Source organism: Streptomyces sp. NPDC096339 (assembly GCF_044762985.1).
Taxonomy (GTDB): Bacteria; Actinomycetota; Actinomycetes; order Streptomycetales; family Streptomycetaceae; genus Streptomyces.
This window is the reverse complement of sequence record NZ_JBIWFI010000030.1, coordinates 1-15331: the sequence shown is the minus strand read 5'-3', so window position 1 is coordinate 15331 and position 15331 is coordinate 1. Positions and strand designations below refer to the sequence as shown.

Here is a 15331-nt window from a genome sequence, read left to right as displayed (position 1 = left end):
ATGGGGTTCAGTCGAGATCGATCCGCTCGCCGGGGCCTGCGTCGGGGCCGTCGTCGCGGGGGTCGCGGTCGTGGGATCCGGTGCGGGGTGCCGGGGGCTCGTCGCGCGTCCAGCGGCGCTCGTGGCCCTCGACGGCGGAGCGGTAGGCGGCGAGCAGCTCGGAACCGGCGGCCGCGAGGTGGTCGAAGACCTCGGGGTTGCGCTCGATGACGGGCTTGGCCGCGGTCTTGGCCTGGTCGACGAACTGGCGTACCGCGCCCTGGGCCGCGGCCCCGAACAGCGGGTTGTTCAGCGAGGAGACCTTGTCCGCGACGGCTCCGAGGAGCTTGAAGAGTTCCTCGGAGGCGGTCCCGGTGTTCCCGGCGCCAGCCCCGCCCTGGCCGCGCAGGCGCTCCCTCTCGGCGGCGAGGTCCTCGGCGCAGGCCTTGGCCCATGCGTCGTCGTCGGTGGGACGGTCGGTGGCCTCGCTCATCGCGGGTTCTCCTTGCGGGGCGTTCGGTGCGGCCTCTTTCGACCTTACCCGAATGGGGGTACGCGGTTCAGGGCGTACGGGGCCACAGGCCCGGGTCCGGCGTGAAACGGATGCGGAGCACGCCGTCGGCGAGCGCGGCCCCGGAGACGGAGCAGCGGCGCAGGACCGAGGGCAGGGGAACGATCCTGCGGTAGGGGCCCGCGGTGAGGAGCAGCTCGTCACCGCGCCGGATCAGGTCGAGCTCGCTCTTGCGGGCGCCGGGCAGCGGCACCTCCCAGACGAGCACCCCGTCCTCGGCGCGGCGGTCCTCGACCACCCAGCCGGAGCGGGGTGCGGGCGGCCGGGGCGCGAGCCCTTCCGTCTCGGCGAGGAGGGCCAGGTCCTGGGGGCTGTGCGGGTCCCGGCCGAGGTGGGCGAGGGGGACGACCGGGAGCTCGGCGGCCCACTCGGCGGTGTGCTTCTCCTGCTGGGCGGCGAGGCCGGCGAGCCAGGGGTCGGCGGAGCCCTGCGGGAGGAGGCGGTTGGCGACGACGGAGGAGACGGGCAGCTCCTGGAGAGCGAGCCCGAGCCGGCCGAGCCGCAGGGCTTCGGCGGCGGTCGGCCCCGGCTCGGCGACGAGCCGTATCTCGGTGGTGTCGGCCTCGACGACGGCCTGTACGGCGGCGAGCTCCTCGTCCCAGCGGGCGGCGGTCTCGTACAGCCACTGCGCGGGCATGGGCACGCCGGCGAGCTGGGCGAGTACGGGACGCAGGGCGCGGGCGGCCTGGCGCTCCGCGGGGAGCAGCCGGGCGAGGTAGCGGCGCAGCTGGGCGGGGAGGGAGAGGGTGGCGACGGCCCGGTGCAGCGGGGGCAGGTCGACGACGACGAGGTCGGTGCCGGGGGCGGGGGCGGTGGCGGCCCGGCGGATGGCGCGGAGCAGGGCGAACTCCTCGGCGCCGGGCAGCTCGGTCAGCTCCTCGGCGGTGAGGGGGCGGGCCCCGACCATCCCGAGGACTGCGGATCCGCGCTCCTGGAGGGCGACGAGTTCGTCGCGGAACTCCTGGCCGGAGTCGACGCGGGCCACGGTGAGCCGGTCGTCCTCCTGGACGTGCGGGGCGTCGGTGAGCAGCAGCACCCGGCGTCCCTCGCGTGCCGCGGCGAGGGCGGTGGCCGCGGCCACGGTGGTCTTCCCGGCGCCGCCGGGGCCGGTGATCAGGAGGGTCTGCATGTCGCTCCGACTCGCTGGTGATGGTGCCGCTACGCGGTTCCGGGGCGCCCGCCCCGTCCCCCGCGCCTCAAGCGCCGGCGGGGCTGGATTCGGCCCTTGCCGCCTGCCCGGCACGCCGCTGCCCCGGGGACTCCGCCCCCGCCCCGCGCCTCAGCGCCGACGGGTCCGCTGCCGTCTGTCTGCGCGCCTCACGGATCGGGGCTCCGCCCCGGACCCCGCGCCTCAAACGCCGGCGGGGCTGGAATCGCCCTCCGGGCGGCACGCGGCGTGACTGCCCGCCGGAGGCAAGTCCAGCCGCCCCTCCGGCGTTCGAAGCACCGCCTCGGGCAAACCCAGCCCCTCCGGCGTTTGAGGAGCGGGGTCCGGGGCGGAGCCCCAGCGGCGGAGCCGGCACGGGCAGAGCCACAGTGCGGCGGGGCTCCCCCGGCCAGGCGACCAACCTGGCAGGACCAGGCACCCCCGGTCCCGCGAGCGAACTCCGCAGGGGACCGGGCGCACCCCGGGTCCGGCAGGCGAACCCGCAGGGGCCAGGCGTCACGGGTCCGGCAGGCGAACCCGCAGGGCCGTCAGGAGGACTCGACGCGCTTCTTCAGGCCCGCCAGGGCCCGGTCGATGATGACCTTCTCCGCCTTGCGCTTGATCATGCCCAGCATGGGGATCTTGACGTCCACCGTCAGCTGGTACGTGACCTCGGTCCGCTTGCCGCCGTCCACCGGCGCCAGCCGGTACGAGCCGTCCAGCTGCCGCAGCATCTGGGACTTGACGAGGGTCCAGCTGACCTCGTCCGCGCCGGTCCAGGTGTAGCCGAGCACGTGGTCGTCCTTGATCGCGCCCGCGTCGAGCAGCAGCCGGACCTTCTCCGCGCGGCCCTCGGCGTCGGCGGCCAGCACCTCGGCCTCCTTCACCTCGCCGGTCCACTCGGGGTAGCGGGCGAAGTCGGCGATCACGGCCATCACGTCGGCCGGGGCGGCGTCGATCGTGATGCTTGAGCTGGTGTGTTCCGCCATCGCGGTGGCTCCTCCGGGGAGTGTTCGAGGAATTGTGCGGCCTCGGGCCGCCGCTCGAAGGCTACCGTGCGTGCGATGGTCACCACTCCAGGGCCCATGGCCTTCCGGTGGCCGCGAAGTGCCCGACGTTCACGCACTCGGTGTTCCCGATCCGCATCCGCCGCGCCAGCGGCTGGTGGACGTGCCCGAAGAGGGCGTACCGGGGCCGGGTCCGCCGGATCGCGGCGAGCAGGGCCTCGCTGCCCCGTTCGAAGCGCCGCGCCACCGTGTCGTAGCAGAGTTCCGGCACCTCCGGCGGGATGTGCGAGCACAGTACGTCGACCTCGCCGAGCGCCTCCACCTTGGCCGCGTACTCCTCGACGTCCACCTCGTACGGGGTGCGCATCGGCGAGGGCAGTCCGCCGCCGACGAAGCCGAAGACGCGGCCGCCGATCTCGGCCCGCTGCCCGTCCAGGACGGTGATGCCGTGGCGGTCGGCGTACTCGGGCCACAGTCCGGGGATGTCGACGTTGCCGTAGGTGGCGTACGTGGGGGTGGGGAAGGCCGCGAACATCTCGGCGTACTGGCGGCGGACCGCGCCCTCGATCATCCGGTCCCGGTCCATGCCGGCCCACAGCTCCCGGCCGAAGGCGTGTGCCTCGGCGAACCGGCGGGCGGTGCGCAGTTCGACGATCCGGTCGGCGTTGTCGACGCCGAAGAGGTCGGGGAAGATCCCGCGCGAGTGGTCGGCGTAGTCGAGGAAGAGGACGAGGTCGCCGAGGCAGATCAGGGCGTCGGCGCCCTCCCCCGCTCTGGCGAGGGCTTCGGTGTTGCCGTGCACGTCGCTGACGACGTGGATCCGTGTGCGACTTTTCCTGCCACCCGTGATGCCACCCATGCGGCCACCCTAGAGGTGGGGGGTAACCGGAGGTAGGGGAACTGGGCAAGCCCGTCCTACCTGCGGTTACTTCCGAGTCGCGAACGGGGTCGACTACTGTCGGCTCGTAAGGGCCGTGTCTGTGACGCACGGAACATCTGGCCGGTTCCCTCTATCGGGAACCCACTACTCGTGGGTAACGTCCGGTCGGTCCACATGGTGGCGATGGCGCCCAGAGGAGCAGCAGTCTTGCGCGAGTTCAGCCTTCCGGCCCTGTACGAGGTCCCGTCGGACGGGAACCTGACGGATCTCATCCGCCGCAATGCCGCGCAGCATCCGGACACCGCCGTCATGAGCCGCAAGGTCGACGGCCGGTGGCAGGACGTGACCGCGACCGAGTTCCTGGCCGAGGTCCGGGCCACCGCGAAGGGCCTGATCGCGGCGGGCGTCCGTCCCGGCGACCGGGTCGCCCTGATCTCCCGCACCCGCTACGAGTGGGTGCTGATCGACTTCGCGATCTGGACCGCGGGCGGTGTCACGGTGCCCGTCTACGAGACCAGCTCCCCCGAGCAGATCCAGTGGATCCTCGGGGACTCCGGCGCCGTCGCCGTGGTCGTGGAGAGCCCCGGGCACAGCGCGTCCGTCGCCTCCCTGAAGGACCGGCTGCCGGAGCTGCGCGAGGTCTGGGAGATCGAGCAGGGCGCCGTCGAGGCCCTGAAGGCCGCGGGCGGCGAGATCACCGACGCCGAGGTCGACGAGCGCAGCAGCCTCGCGGTCGCGGACGACCCGGCCACCATCGTCTACACCTCGGGCACCACCGGCCGCCCCAAGGGCTGTGTGCTGACGCACCGCAACTTCTTCGCCGAGTGCGGCAACGTGGTGGAGCGACTCAGCCCGCTCTTCCGCACGGGCGAGTGCTCCGTCCTGCTCTTCCTGCCGGCCGCGCACGTCTTCGGCCGCCTGGTGGAGGTCGCCGCCGTCCTGGCGCCGATCCGCCTGGGCTGCGTACCGGACATCAAGAACCTGACCGACGAGCTCCAGTCCTTCCGGCCCACGCTGATCCTCGGCGTGCCGCGCGTCTTCGAGAAGGTCTACAACTCGGCGCGCGCCAAGGCCCAGGCCGACGGCAAGGGCAGGATCTTCGACGCGGCGGCCGAGACCGCGATCGCGTACAGCAAGGCGCTGGACGCCCCGGGCGGTCCGTCCTTCGGCCTGAAGCTCAAGCACAAGGTCTTCAAGAAGCTCGTCTACAGCAAGCTGCACACCGTCCTCGGCGGACGCGGCGAGTACGCGATCTCCGGCGGCGCCCCGCTGGGCGAGCGCCTCGGGCACTTCTTCCGCGGCATCGGCTTCACGGTGCTGGAGGGCTACGGCCTGACCGAGTCCTGCGCCGCCACGGCCTTCAACCCGTGGGACAAGACGAAGATCGGTACGGTCGGCCAGCCGCTCCCCGGTTCCGTGGTACGCATCGCGGACGACGGCGAGGTGCTGCTGCACGGCGAGCACATCTTCAAGGAGTACTGGAAGAACGAGACGGCCACCGCCGACGCGCTGACCGACGGCTGGTTCCACACCGGCGACGTCGGCACGCTCGACGAGGACGGCTACCTCGCGATCACCGGCCGCAAGAAGGAACTGATCGTGACGGCCGGCGGCAAGAACGTCGCACCCGCCGTGATCGAGGACCGGATCCGGGCGCACGCGCTGGTCGCGGAGTGCATGGTCGTCGGCGACGGGCGGCCGTTCGTGGCCGCGCTGGTCACCATCGACGAGGAGTTCCTCGGCCGGTGGGCCGCGGAGAACGGCAAGCCGGCCGGGGTGACGGCGGCGGAGCTGCGCGAGGACGCGGAGCTGATCGCCGCCGTCCAGAAGGCCGTCGACGACGGCAACGCGGCGGTGTCCAAGGCGGAATCGGTGCGGAAATTCCGCATTCTGCCCTCCCAGTTCACGGAGGAGTCGGGTCACATCACGCCTTCGCTGAAGCTGAAGCGCAATGTGGTCGCGAAGGACTTCGCGGACGAGATCGAGGCGCTGTACCGGGGCTGACCTAGCGGGCGTCCTCGGCGAGGATCCGGGCCATGTTCCGCTCGGCGAGGGCGGTGATGGTCACGAACGGGTTCACGCCGAGCGATCCGGGGACCAGGGAGCCGTCGACCACGTACAGCCCCTGGTACCCCTTCGCCCGTCCGTACGCGTCGGTGGCGTCGCCGAGTACGCAGCCGCCGAGCGGGTGGTAGGTGAAGTTGTCGGCGAAGGCCTTGTTGTCGCCGAAGAGGTCGTAGCGGTACATCGTGAAGTTCTTGAGGTTGATGCGGTCGAAGAGGCACTTCGCCGCGTTGACCGAGGGCGTGTTCTGGTCCCTGCGCCAGTTGAGGCGGGCCGAGTCGGTGGCCGCGTCGTAGGTGAAGTGCCCGCGCTCCGGGTTCTTGGTGATGGCCAGGTACATCGAGATCCAGTGCTCCAGTCCCATGGGGAGCGGGGCGATCTCGGCGAAGACCGGGTTCGAGGCGTTGTCCCAGTCGTCGATGCCCATGGCGGGCATGGTGGCCTGGTTCGCGCCGACGGTGTCCCAGAGGTGGTTGGCGCGGGCGGTCATGACGTTGCCGTTGTGGCCCCAGCCGAGCCCGACCTTGGGACTGAGCGCGGGCAGGGTGCCCGTCTCCCGGGCCCGGAGCAGGATCTCGGTGGTGCCGAGGCTGCCGGCGCCGAGGAAGAGCTGCTTGCAGCCGAGTTCGCGGACCTGGGTGACGCGTCCCGTGACGTCGCTGGTCTGCACGGTGAGGACGTATCCGCCGGCCGGGTCCTGGCGTACGCCGACGACGCGCTGCATCGTCTCGATGGTGACGTTGCCGGTGCCGAGGGCGGCGGCGAGGTAGGTCTTGTCGACGCTCTTCTTGCCGTGGTTGTTGCCGTAGATGACCTCGCCGGCGAGGGCCGACTTGGTGGCGGTGCCGGCGGCTTCCCGCTTCATGTACTCGAAGTCGTAGACGTTCGGCACGAAGACGGTCTTGAGGCCGGTGTTCTGGGCGTGCTTGCGGGAGATCCGGGCGAAGCGGTACCACTCCGTGGACTCGAACCAGGCCGGGTCGATGTCGTTGACGCCGAGCATGGCGCGGGCGCGGGGGTAGTACGTGCCGTACATCTCGTCGGCGTCGACCTGGGGCAGCACCTCCTGGAAGTACGAGCGCCGGGGGGTGGGCGCCATGCCGCCGTTCACGAGCGATCCGCCGCCGACGCCGCGTCCCACGTACACGGACATGTCGCCGTAGTTCACGCGGTCGAGGACGCCGGGGTAGGGGCTGATGTCCCGGTTGACCACGTCGAGCCAGAGGAACTGGGCGAGCGGGGCCTCGGTGCGGTTGCGGAACCACATGGAACGCTGGTCGGGCGCGGAGGTGGAGGGGAAGACCTTGCCGTCGGGCCCGGGGGTGTTCCAGAGCCGGCCCATTTCGAGGACGACGGTACGCACGCCGGCCTGGCCGAGGCGCAGCGCGGCGACGGCGGAGCCGTAGCCGGAGCCGACGACGATGGCGGGGGCGTACTGCGCGGCGGCCGGCTCGGCGGCGGCGGCCGAGGCGAGGCCGATCCTGGTGAAGCCGAGGGCGGCCGCGGTCTGGAGGGCGCCGATCCCCAGGAAGTGACGGCGCGTCAGGTTGGGTGTCATGGCCGCATCATGGGCGGAATCCGGCCGTCCCCCCATAGCCGGTACTGCCAGAGATCTGAGTAACAGTCAGGTATGGCCGCGGGAACCGTTCGCGGGCGCGGCTCCGCTGCTGGGGCTCCGCCCCAGACCCCGCTCCTCAAACGCCGGAGGGGCTGAAATTGCCCTGCGGGCAATCCAGCCGCACCTGGCGGACGACAGCAGCCACATCCAGCCCCGCCGGCGTTTGAGGCGCCGCCGGAGGCAAACCAGCCCCGCCGGCGTTTGAGGCGCGGGGGCTCGGGGGCGGAGCCCCCGCAACGGCGCCGCGGCCCGGCCGCTACAGCAGCTCGCGCAACCGGTCCGCCAGGAGGTCCCAGCGCCACTTCTCCTCGACCCACGCCCGGCCGCGTTCGCCCATGCGGGAGCGAAGGTCCGGGTCCTGGAGGAGGGTGACGATGCGGTCCGCCGCGTCCTCGGGGGCACCGCCCCGGACGACCCAGCCCGTCTCCCCGTCGAGCACCGCGTCCGGCGCCCCGCCGGAGTCGCCCGCGACCACCGGCAGGCCCGTCGCCGAGGCCTCCAGGTAGACGATGCCGAGCCCCTCCACGTCCAGCCCGCCCCGCCGGGTGCGGCACGGCATCGCGAAGACGTCGCCCGCCCCGTAGTGGGCGGGGAGTTCGGACCACGGGACCGCGCCCGTGAAGACCACCGAGTCCGCGACCCCCGTGGACACGGCGAGCGCCCGCAGGTCCGATTCGTACGGCCCGCCGCCCACGATCAGCAGCACCGCGTCCGGCACCGCCGCCAGGATCGCCGGCATCGCCTCGATGAGGGTGTCCTGGCCCTTGCGCGGCACCAGCCGCGAGACGCAGACCACCACCGGGCGGTCGGTCAGCCCGAGCCGCGCCCGGACCTCCGCGCCGCCCGACCCGGGGTGGAAGGTCTTCTCGTCCACGCCCGGCGGCAGCTGGACCATCCGCGCCGCCGCCCGCTCCGTCACCGCCGAGGCGATCCGCGAGCGCGTGTACTCCCCGAGGTAGGTCAGCGTGTCCGTGCCCTCGCCGATCCGCCGCAGCAACTGCCGCGCGGCCGGCAGCTGCGCCCAGCCCGCCTCGTGCCCGTGCGTGGTGGCGACCAGCCGCTTCGCGCCCGCCCGCCGCAGTGCCGGACCCATCAGCCCGAGCGGGGCCGCCGCGCCGAACCACACGGACTCGCAGCCGTGTTCGCGCAGCAGGCCCACCGCCCGCCGGGTCACGCGCGGGGTCGGCAGGAGCATCGTCGTACGGTCGCGCACGACCTGGAACGGCTGCTCCGCGTCGAAGGCCGCCGTGGCCTCGCGGCCCTCCGCACTGTGCTTCCACGTGGAGGCGTAGACGACGACCCGGTCGGGATCCAGCCGCAGCGCCATGTTGTGGAGGAAGGCCTGGATGCCGCCCGGTCGCGGCGGGAAGTCATTGGTCACGATCAGCGTCTTGTGCATCGCCTGCCGACAGTACTAGCTCAGCCCAGCTCGTCGCGCAGGGACTCCTGCCAGGTCCGCGTGAGCGTGTCGGCGTCCGTTCCCAGGGCGTGGGCGAGTGCGTTCGGCAGCGGCTCGCGGCCCGCCGCCTCGTAGAGGCGGACCAGTCCCGCCTCCCCCCACTTCTCCGCGATCAGCCGGCAGGCCAGCCACGCGCCCTCGTAGGCCCGCGCCGCCGCCTCCGGGTCGCCGCCGAAGGCGAAGGCCTCCGTCGCGGGCAGTTCGCCCGGTACCTCGCCCCGCCGCACGGCCCGGGCGAGCGCGGGCGCGCCCTGCGCGGGGGTGGTGGGGGTGCCCCGGTACGCGGCCCAGTCCGCGAAGCCCTCGGAGAGCCACTGCGGGGTGGTGGCGGTGGTCGCGGCGCGCGTGGCCACGTGCGTGACCTCGTGGGTCAGTACGATCTGCCGGCCCTGCCCGCTGAGCTCCGGGTACGCCTGCGGGTTGACCACCACCCGGTCGGCGGGGGCCGGCCCGGCACCGACCTGGCCGGTCGTGACGGCTCCCAGCCCCCGGTAGGTCTCGGCGGGGTGACCCAGCAACCCGGCCATCCGCTCCAGGGATCCCGGTACGAGGACCACGACCCGCCCCGCCCACGGCCTCGGCCAGGCCGCACCGGCGGCCGGCACCGCCCGGTCGGCCTCGGCGGCGATCCCGGACAGGGTTTCGGGGGACTGCCCTTCGCCGCCCAGCACCAGGGAGTGCGCTCCGCGGGCCACAGTCACCGCGCCCTGGTCCCACAGCTGCGGCAGGGCGCCGGGCGCGGGCCCGTCGGCCGTGACCCGCCACCGCCCGCCCTCCGCGTCCAGCGTGAGCTCCCGCGCCGAGCCGGCCGGGGCCGTGTCGTAACCGGCGAGCCGGTAGCGCAGTTCGGCCCGGGCGGTGGCCCGCGCTCCGTCCCGGCGCACCGAGGTGACCTCGTACGACCAGCCCTCCAGCGGGATCCCGGCGAGCCTCTCGGGCGGCGTCCGCGACCAGGCGGCGACGGCCTGGCGGACGTCCCGCTCGGCGGTGTCCGGTGAGGTGGCGGGCGCTCCGCAGCCGGTCAGCAGCACGTACAGCGCGCAGAGCAGCAGCGGCAGGGTGCGTGGGACGGGGCGACCGCGGGGCATCCGCCGATCGTACGTGCGCGCTCCGCGCGATCAGGGGCGGGTCACCGACGACACCGGCATCATCCCGACGGGGTCGTAGCGCACCCGGGCCCCCGGGTACGGGGCGTGCACGACCTGGCCGTTGCCGACGTACATGCCGACGTGGCTGGCGTCGGAGCGGTACGTCACCAGGTCCCCGGGGCGGGCCTGCGAGAGCGGCACCTGGCGGCCGGCGTGCCGCTGGGCCTGCGAGGTGCGCGGCAGCGAGACGCCCGCCTGCCGGTACGACCAGACCATCAGGCCGGAGCAGTCGAAGCCGGAGGGGCCGGTGGAACCCCACACGTAGGGGCGGCCGACCGCCGAACGGGCCGCCATCACCGCGGCCGCGGCGCGGCCGGAGGAGGGGCCGAAGTCGGGCAGTTCGGGCAGCGCGTCCTGGCGGTCGCCCGAGCGCGAGGCCCGCTCGTAGTCGGCCCGTTCCTCGGAGGGCATGGCGTTCAGCAGCCGCCGGGCGGCGGCGAGCTTGGCGGTGACGGACCTCTTCTGGGTGGCCACGTCGGCGCGCAGGGCTTCGAGTTCGGCGAGTTTGGCGGAGGCTTCCCGGCGCTCCTGGCCGAGCCGGCGCTGTTCCTCGCGCAGCGCTTCGAGCTGCCGGGCCTGGCGGCCGGTCAGCCGGTCCAGGGCCGCGGACTGTTCGAGGTAGGCGTCCGGGTCGTCGGCGAGCATCAGGGCGAGGGAGGGGTCGATGCCGCCACTGCGGTACTGGGCTCCGGCGAAGGTGCCGAGGACGCCGCGCATGGTGTTGACGCGTTCCTGGCCGCGGGCCACCGCGTCCTGGGCCCGGCTGATCTCGGCGCGGAGCCGGTCGGCCTTCTCGCCCGCCTCGTTGAAGCGCTCGGTGGCCTGCTCGGCCTCCTCGAAGAGCCGGTCGACCTGGGCGCGGGCGCCCGCGGCCGGGTCCTGCGGGAGCCCGGGGGCTGCGCCCGCGGGTGCGCCCGCCATGACGACCGCGGCGCCTGCCGCCGCGGCGGTCAGGACGGTGACCTTCGTGTTCCGGTCGAGGGCGCTCGGCCCGGTCCGGCGATGGGACGCCACGTGAAACCGCTCCCTTCCGCTGCGCGGGGCCCGGGTCCGCCCTCGTGGGCGGCCGTGTGCCGGGTTCCGCGCTGGCAGACAGTAGCCGCGCCGCGGGGCACCGGCCAACGACCGCCGGAGGGCACGCACAGTGACGCCCCGCCGGAGACGCAGGTCACCGGCGGGGCGTGTGGTCGAAGCGCGCGCGTGTAATTCGCCCGGATGGGCGGCGTACGGCGCGTTGTGTGACGGGGGAGGTTCCAGAGGCCCCAGAGGCCTCTCGGGTGCGGAGGGTCAGTTGACCCGGACGCCGAACATGAACGGCATGTTGTCCATCGACTCGTACTTGATGCCGCCGCGCGGGTTGGAGGCGTGCAGCGTCATGTTGTTGCCCGCGTACAGGCCCACGTGGTGCAGGTCGCTGTAGAAGAAGACGAGGTCACCGGGCTGGAGCTGGCTGCGGCTGATGCGCGTGCCGTCGTTCGCCTGGGTGTAGGTGGTGCGCGAGATGCCGACGCCCGCCTGCTTGTACGCCCACTGCGTCAGACCGGAGCAGTCATAGGCGCTGGGGCCCGTGGCACCCATGACGTACGCGCCGCCCAGCTTGGTCTTCGCGGCTTCGAGGGCGGCTCCGGCGCGGCCGGAGGCCTTCACGTTCCCGAGGTCGACGCGGCTGCCGGCGCTGCGGCTGGCGCGCGCCTCCTCCTCCTTGAGCCCGGCGCGCTCCTCGGCGGTGAGGGTGTTGAGCAGGGCCTGGGCCTCGGCGAGCTTGTCCTGCGCGGCCTTCTTCTTCTCGCCGAGCTCCTTGCGGGTGGCGTCGAGGTCGGCGAGCTTGCTCGCGGCCTCCTGGCGCTGCTGCGCGAGGGTGCGCTGCTTGGCCTGGATCCGCTGGACCGCCTCGACCTGCTTGCCGCTCAAGTGGCCGAGGGAGGAGGCCTTGTCGAGGTAGCCGTCGGGGTCTTCGGAGAGCAGGAGGGCGAGGGCGGGGTCGATGCCGCCGGTGCGGTACTGGGAGGTGGCCATCGAACCGAGCGTGTTGCGCAGCTCGTTGATGTCTCCCTGGCCGCGCGCGACCTGGTCCTGGAGGCCCGCTATCTCCTTTTCGAGCGTCTCCTGGCGTTCCCTGGCCCCGTTGAACTTCTCGGTGGCCTGCTCCGCCTCTTCGTAGAGCGCGTCGACCTGGGACTTGACCTCGTCCTTGCTCGGCTTCGCCGGGGCGGCCGATGCGCCCTGGGAGGAGAGGACGACGGCCGCTGCCGCTGTCGCGGTCAGCACGGTCACACGAGCGCGGGTCGGCTGCTTGGGTCGACGGTGGGACGCCACGGGGGCGATCTCCTTCTTCCTAGAGCCACCGAAGAACGCAAGCTCGGCAGCACCTCCGCCGCCACCCCGAATGAGTGATCTACCGCACGAAGGTTTGAGCAGACCTTAGTGACCCCGCTGTGATCAGTTCAAATCCCGTCGCGAAAAAACTTGCTCCCCGCCAGGTTCTTTACCTACAGCGCACGCTGCGTGCAGGGCACTTGACCGAACGTCCCCCAGACTCCCTGCCAATTCGGGCATTGGGACCAGGAGTTACGAAACGCGCGAAAGCCGCTTCAGCAACAAGGCGGACGTCACCGGCCGCGCCCCTGCCTTGGCCACGCCGTCGGCGACCTCCCGGTCCGTGGAGACCACGACCACCGGACGGCCGGGCGGCTCCGCGCGCACCAGCTGACGGATCAGCTCGTCCGCCGTCACCCCGGCCTTGGAGAACAGCACCCGCACTCCGCGCGGCGGCGCCAGCAGCACCGGGGCCGCCAGCTCCGCCCCGTCGAAGACACAGGTCATCTCCGCGCCCGTCTGCGCGGCGAGCATCGACAGCCCGCCCAGCAGCCGCAGCCGCTGCTTCTCCAGCGGCATCGTCGGATAGCCGGTCTTCGTCACGTTGTAGCCGTCGACCACCAGATGGGCCTGCGGCAGCGCCAACAGCTGGTCCAGCAGCGCCGGATCGGTCTCCGACAGCGCCCGCGCGGCGATGTCCTTCGGCGTCATCCGACCGGGCTCCACCGCGTCCACGGTGTCCGCCGGGCGGGTGTTCACCGGCGGCAGCGCCAGCTCGCGGCGCAGCCCCGCCGCCGCGTCCAGCACGGTGTCCAGCAGCAGCCGCAGCCGCATGTCCTCGATGCTGCGCCCCTCGCGGGTGGCCCGGCGGGAGGTCTCCAGCGCGGTCTCCACCTCCGCGAGGCGGGACTTGAGCCGCCGGCTCTCGCTCTCGGCGGCCGCCACCTGCGCGGCGGCCTCCCCGCGGATCCCGTCGATCTCCGCGTTCAGCTTGCGCAGGGCCGCCTCACCGCGCTTCACGTCGCTCAGCGCGCTGCGCAGCTTGCGCTGAAGCGATTCGGCTTCCTTCCGGGCGGCCTCCAGCTCGGCCCGGACCTCCTCGCCCCCGGTGCGCTGCAGTTCCCGTACGTGGGCCAGCTCCTCGCGCAGCCGCTCCAGCTCGCGCCGGGTCTCCTCGCCCACCCGCTCGGCATCGGCGCGCTGCGCCTCCTCGCCCGCGGCGGCGACCAGCTTGACCCAGCCGACGGGCCGCAGCACGTACGCGGCGGCCGCCACGTCCAACGGATCGGCGGCGGCCGGCGGCGCGCCGGACTCCAGCGCCGCGGCGAGGTCGCCCTGCGCCTCGCGCAGCTTCTCGGCGACCCGGCTGCGGAAGACCCCGTCGGCCTCGACGGCCGCGGCCATGGCGTTGCCGGCGAACTTGACCCGCCGGGTCGGGGTGAACCGGGCGTACTGGCGCAGCTGCGCCGGGAGGTCCGCGACCGTCAGTCCGCCGAAGGCGTCCGAGACGAGCGCGACGACCCGACGCCGCACGCCTTCCGGCAGCGGGCGGTCGAGCACCTCGGCGGCGTCGCCGGCCGCATCGGCCGGCTCAGCGCCGCTTGCTGGCTCCACAATCCGTCACCCCTACCCTGATCTACCTGTGGGCGGGGCTCCGTCAGGAGTCCGCGCCCGGCCTGTCCACGAGCTCGATCTGGTCCACCGCGTTGCACCAGCGGCAGCGGACCGACTCGATGGTCTCATTGACCACCTCGCGCTCCTCGACCTTGGGCTCCCCGGCGAGGTCCAGGTGGACGTACTCGACGACCTTCGACGAACGGGTGACGTCGAAACGCGTGAGGTTGCCGCACAGGGTGCAGCGCCACCGGGTGGTGTCGGTCGGCAGGGGAACCGTCATCGGGCCGCTCTCTCCTTCGTAGCTGATTCAATCAAAGCCGTCCGCGCTGGTCTCGTCGGACCGCAGCTCGTAACCCTACGGCCTGCCACCGCTTCAGGTGGGGCCGGTTGCGTCATGCTCTGTCACATGATCGTAAGGTGGCGGATCACCCATGCGCTGATCGCGGGCTGCGCCCTGGTGTTCGTCCTCGGCCCCGCCTCCGGGCTGAACCCGGTCTACGGCACCGGCGACGAACTGCTGACGTCGGGGACGGAGTACTTCCGGCGCTGGGGCGTGGTCCCGGACGAGCTGTTCACGCGCAGCCCGCGCGCGTGGCTGACGCCCCTGACGGCGCTGTTCGTCCACGGCAGCTGGTTGCACCTGCTCGGGAACATGCTGTTCCTCTACGTCTTCGGCGCGATGGCGGAGGAACGGATGGGCCGCCCGGCCTTCCTCGTCTTCTACGTCTGTACGGGCTACCTGGCCCTCGCCGCGTACGCGGCGGCCAACATCGACTCCGACCAGACGCTGGTCGGTGCGTCCGGGGCGATCTCGGCGGTCCTGGGGGCCTTCCTGTGCCTGCTGCCGAGTGCGCGGGTGACGAGCCTGTTCCCGTTCCTCTTCTTCCTGCCGCTGCGGTTCCCGGCGTGGATCGTGCTGCTCTTCTGGTTCGCCCTCCAGGGGGTGGCGGCGCACCGCGCGGGCAGCGGGCCGGGGGTCGCGTATCTGGCCCATCTGGTGGGCTTCTCGCTCGGCTTCCTCTACGCGTGGGCGCGGTATCGGCGTACGACTAGAGTGAGTCGACCAGCGACGGCCACCGAGGGAGACAGCCAACCGTGATCACCGCGATCGTGCTCATCAAGACCAGCGTGGACCGCATCCCCGAGATCGCCGAGTCCATCGCCGCGCTGGAAAGCGTCAGCGAGGTCTACTCCGTCACCGGTACGTACGACCTGATCGCGCTGGTCCGCGTGGCCCGCCACGAGAACCTGGCGGACATCATCCCCGGCCGCATCAGCAAGATCCCGGGCGTCGAGGCCACGGACACGCACGTGGCGTTCCGCACGTACTCCCAGCACGACCTGGAGGCGGCGTTCGCGATCGGTCTCGACGCGTAACGCCTCCGGCGCGGTCGGCGCTACCGGGTGCGGTGCGGTGCCGCCGCCTGTCCGGTGCGGGTCCGTTGCCGGGGCTCTGCCCCCGCGTCCCCGCGCCTCTCGCCTCCGGCGGGGCTGGAGGTTGGCTGGTGCCCGCTGTCCGGTGCGG

The 15331-nt window shown here is 72.8% G+C and carries 14 protein-coding genes; 3 read left to right on the top strand and 11 right to left on the bottom strand.

What is annotated here, in order from left to right:
- Positions 1-7: 7 nt before the first annotated feature.
- The 4 genes from ACIQ5Y_RS29440 to ACIQ5Y_RS29425 form a co-directional block, all read right to left on the bottom strand.
- Complete coding sequence (locus ACIQ5Y_RS29440; RefSeq protein ID WP_403886955.1) at positions 8-472, bottom strand: DUF5304 domain-containing protein; 465 nt, start codon at positions 470-472, stop codon at positions 8-10.
- A gap of 67 nt (positions 473-539) precedes the next feature.
- Positions 540-1679, bottom strand: a complete 1140-nt coding sequence (locus ACIQ5Y_RS29435; protein WP_403886952.1) for an ArsA family ATPase — start codon at positions 1677-1679, stop codon at positions 540-542.
- A gap of 566 nt (positions 1680-2245) precedes the next feature.
- Positions 2246-2686 carry an SRPBCC family protein gene (locus tag ACIQ5Y_RS29430; RefSeq protein ID WP_376658795.1) on the bottom strand — a complete coding sequence of 147 codons (441 nt, stop codon included), beginning with the start codon at positions 2684-2686 and terminating at the stop codon, positions 2246-2248.
- Between the two features lie 79 nt (positions 2687-2765).
- Positions 2766-3563 carry a metallophosphoesterase gene (locus ACIQ5Y_RS29425; RefSeq protein ID WP_403886949.1) on the bottom strand — a complete coding sequence of 266 codons (798 nt, stop codon included), beginning with the start codon at positions 3561-3563 and terminating at the stop codon, positions 2766-2768.
- A 228-nt stretch (positions 3564-3791) separates the two neighbouring features.
- Between ACIQ5Y_RS29425 and ACIQ5Y_RS29420 the strand changes: the two genes are divergently transcribed.
- Positions 3792-5588, top strand: coding sequence for an AMP-dependent synthetase/ligase (locus ACIQ5Y_RS29420; RefSeq protein ID WP_403886946.1), 1797 nt, complete (start codon positions 3792-3794; stop codon positions 5586-5588).
- Between the two features lies 1 nt (position 5589).
- On the opposite strand, the gene ACIQ5Y_RS29415 is transcribed toward ACIQ5Y_RS29420, so the two are convergent.
- The 7 genes from ACIQ5Y_RS29415 to ACIQ5Y_RS29385 all read right to left on the bottom strand — a co-directional run bounded on the left by ACIQ5Y_RS29415 (position 5590) and on the right by ACIQ5Y_RS29385 (position 14086).
- Complete coding sequence (locus tag ACIQ5Y_RS29415; RefSeq protein WP_403886944.1) at positions 5590-7206, bottom strand: GMC oxidoreductase; 1617 nt, start codon at positions 7204-7206, stop codon at positions 5590-5592.
- 316 nt (positions 7207-7522) lie between these two features.
- The gene (locus tag ACIQ5Y_RS29410; RefSeq protein ID WP_403886941.1) at positions 7523-8665 is read right to left on the bottom strand and encodes a glycosyltransferase family 4 protein; all 1143 of its coding nucleotides are present in this window, start codon (positions 8663-8665) and stop codon (positions 7523-7525) included.
- Between the two features lie 20 nt (positions 8666-8685).
- A complete protein-coding gene (locus ACIQ5Y_RS29405; protein ID WP_403886938.1) occupies positions 8686-9813 on the bottom strand; it encodes a hypothetical protein in 1128 nt (375 codons plus the stop codon).
- Positions 9814-9843: 30 nt separating this feature from the next.
- Positions 9844-10887 carry an NlpC/P60 family protein gene (locus tag ACIQ5Y_RS29400; RefSeq protein WP_403886935.1) on the bottom strand — a complete coding sequence of 348 codons (1044 nt, stop codon included), beginning with the start codon at positions 10885-10887 and terminating at the stop codon, positions 9844-9846.
- 273 nt (positions 10888-11160) lie between these two features.
- Positions 11161-12189 (bottom strand): NlpC/P60 family protein, encoded by a 1029-nt coding sequence (locus tag ACIQ5Y_RS29395; protein ID WP_403886932.1) that lies wholly within the window; start codon positions 12187-12189, stop codon positions 11161-11163.
- Positions 12190-12441: 252 nt separating this feature from the next.
- Positions 12442-13806 carry an NYN domain-containing protein gene (locus tag ACIQ5Y_RS29390; protein ID WP_403887160.1) on the bottom strand — a complete coding sequence of 455 codons (1365 nt, stop codon included), beginning with the start codon at positions 13804-13806 and terminating at the stop codon, positions 12442-12444.
- Positions 13807-13846: 40 nt separating this feature from the next.
- Positions 13847-14086: a hypothetical protein gene (locus ACIQ5Y_RS29385; RefSeq protein WP_008738811.1), complete on the bottom strand. Its 240-nt coding sequence runs from the start codon at positions 14084-14086 to the stop codon at positions 13847-13849.
- Between the two features lie 114 nt (positions 14087-14200).
- Between ACIQ5Y_RS29385 and ACIQ5Y_RS29380 the strand changes: the two genes are divergently transcribed.
- A complete protein-coding gene (locus tag ACIQ5Y_RS29380; protein ID WP_403886929.1) occupies positions 14201-14905 on the top strand; it encodes a rhomboid family intramembrane serine protease in 705 nt (234 codons plus the stop codon).
- Positions 14902-15183, top strand: a complete 282-nt coding sequence (locus tag ACIQ5Y_RS29375; RefSeq protein WP_214940875.1) for an Lrp/AsnC family transcriptional regulator — start codon at positions 14902-14904, stop codon at positions 15181-15183. The genes ACIQ5Y_RS29380 and ACIQ5Y_RS29375 overlap by 4 nt, the downstream gene beginning before the upstream one ends.
- Positions 15184-15331: the final 148 nt, after the last annotated feature.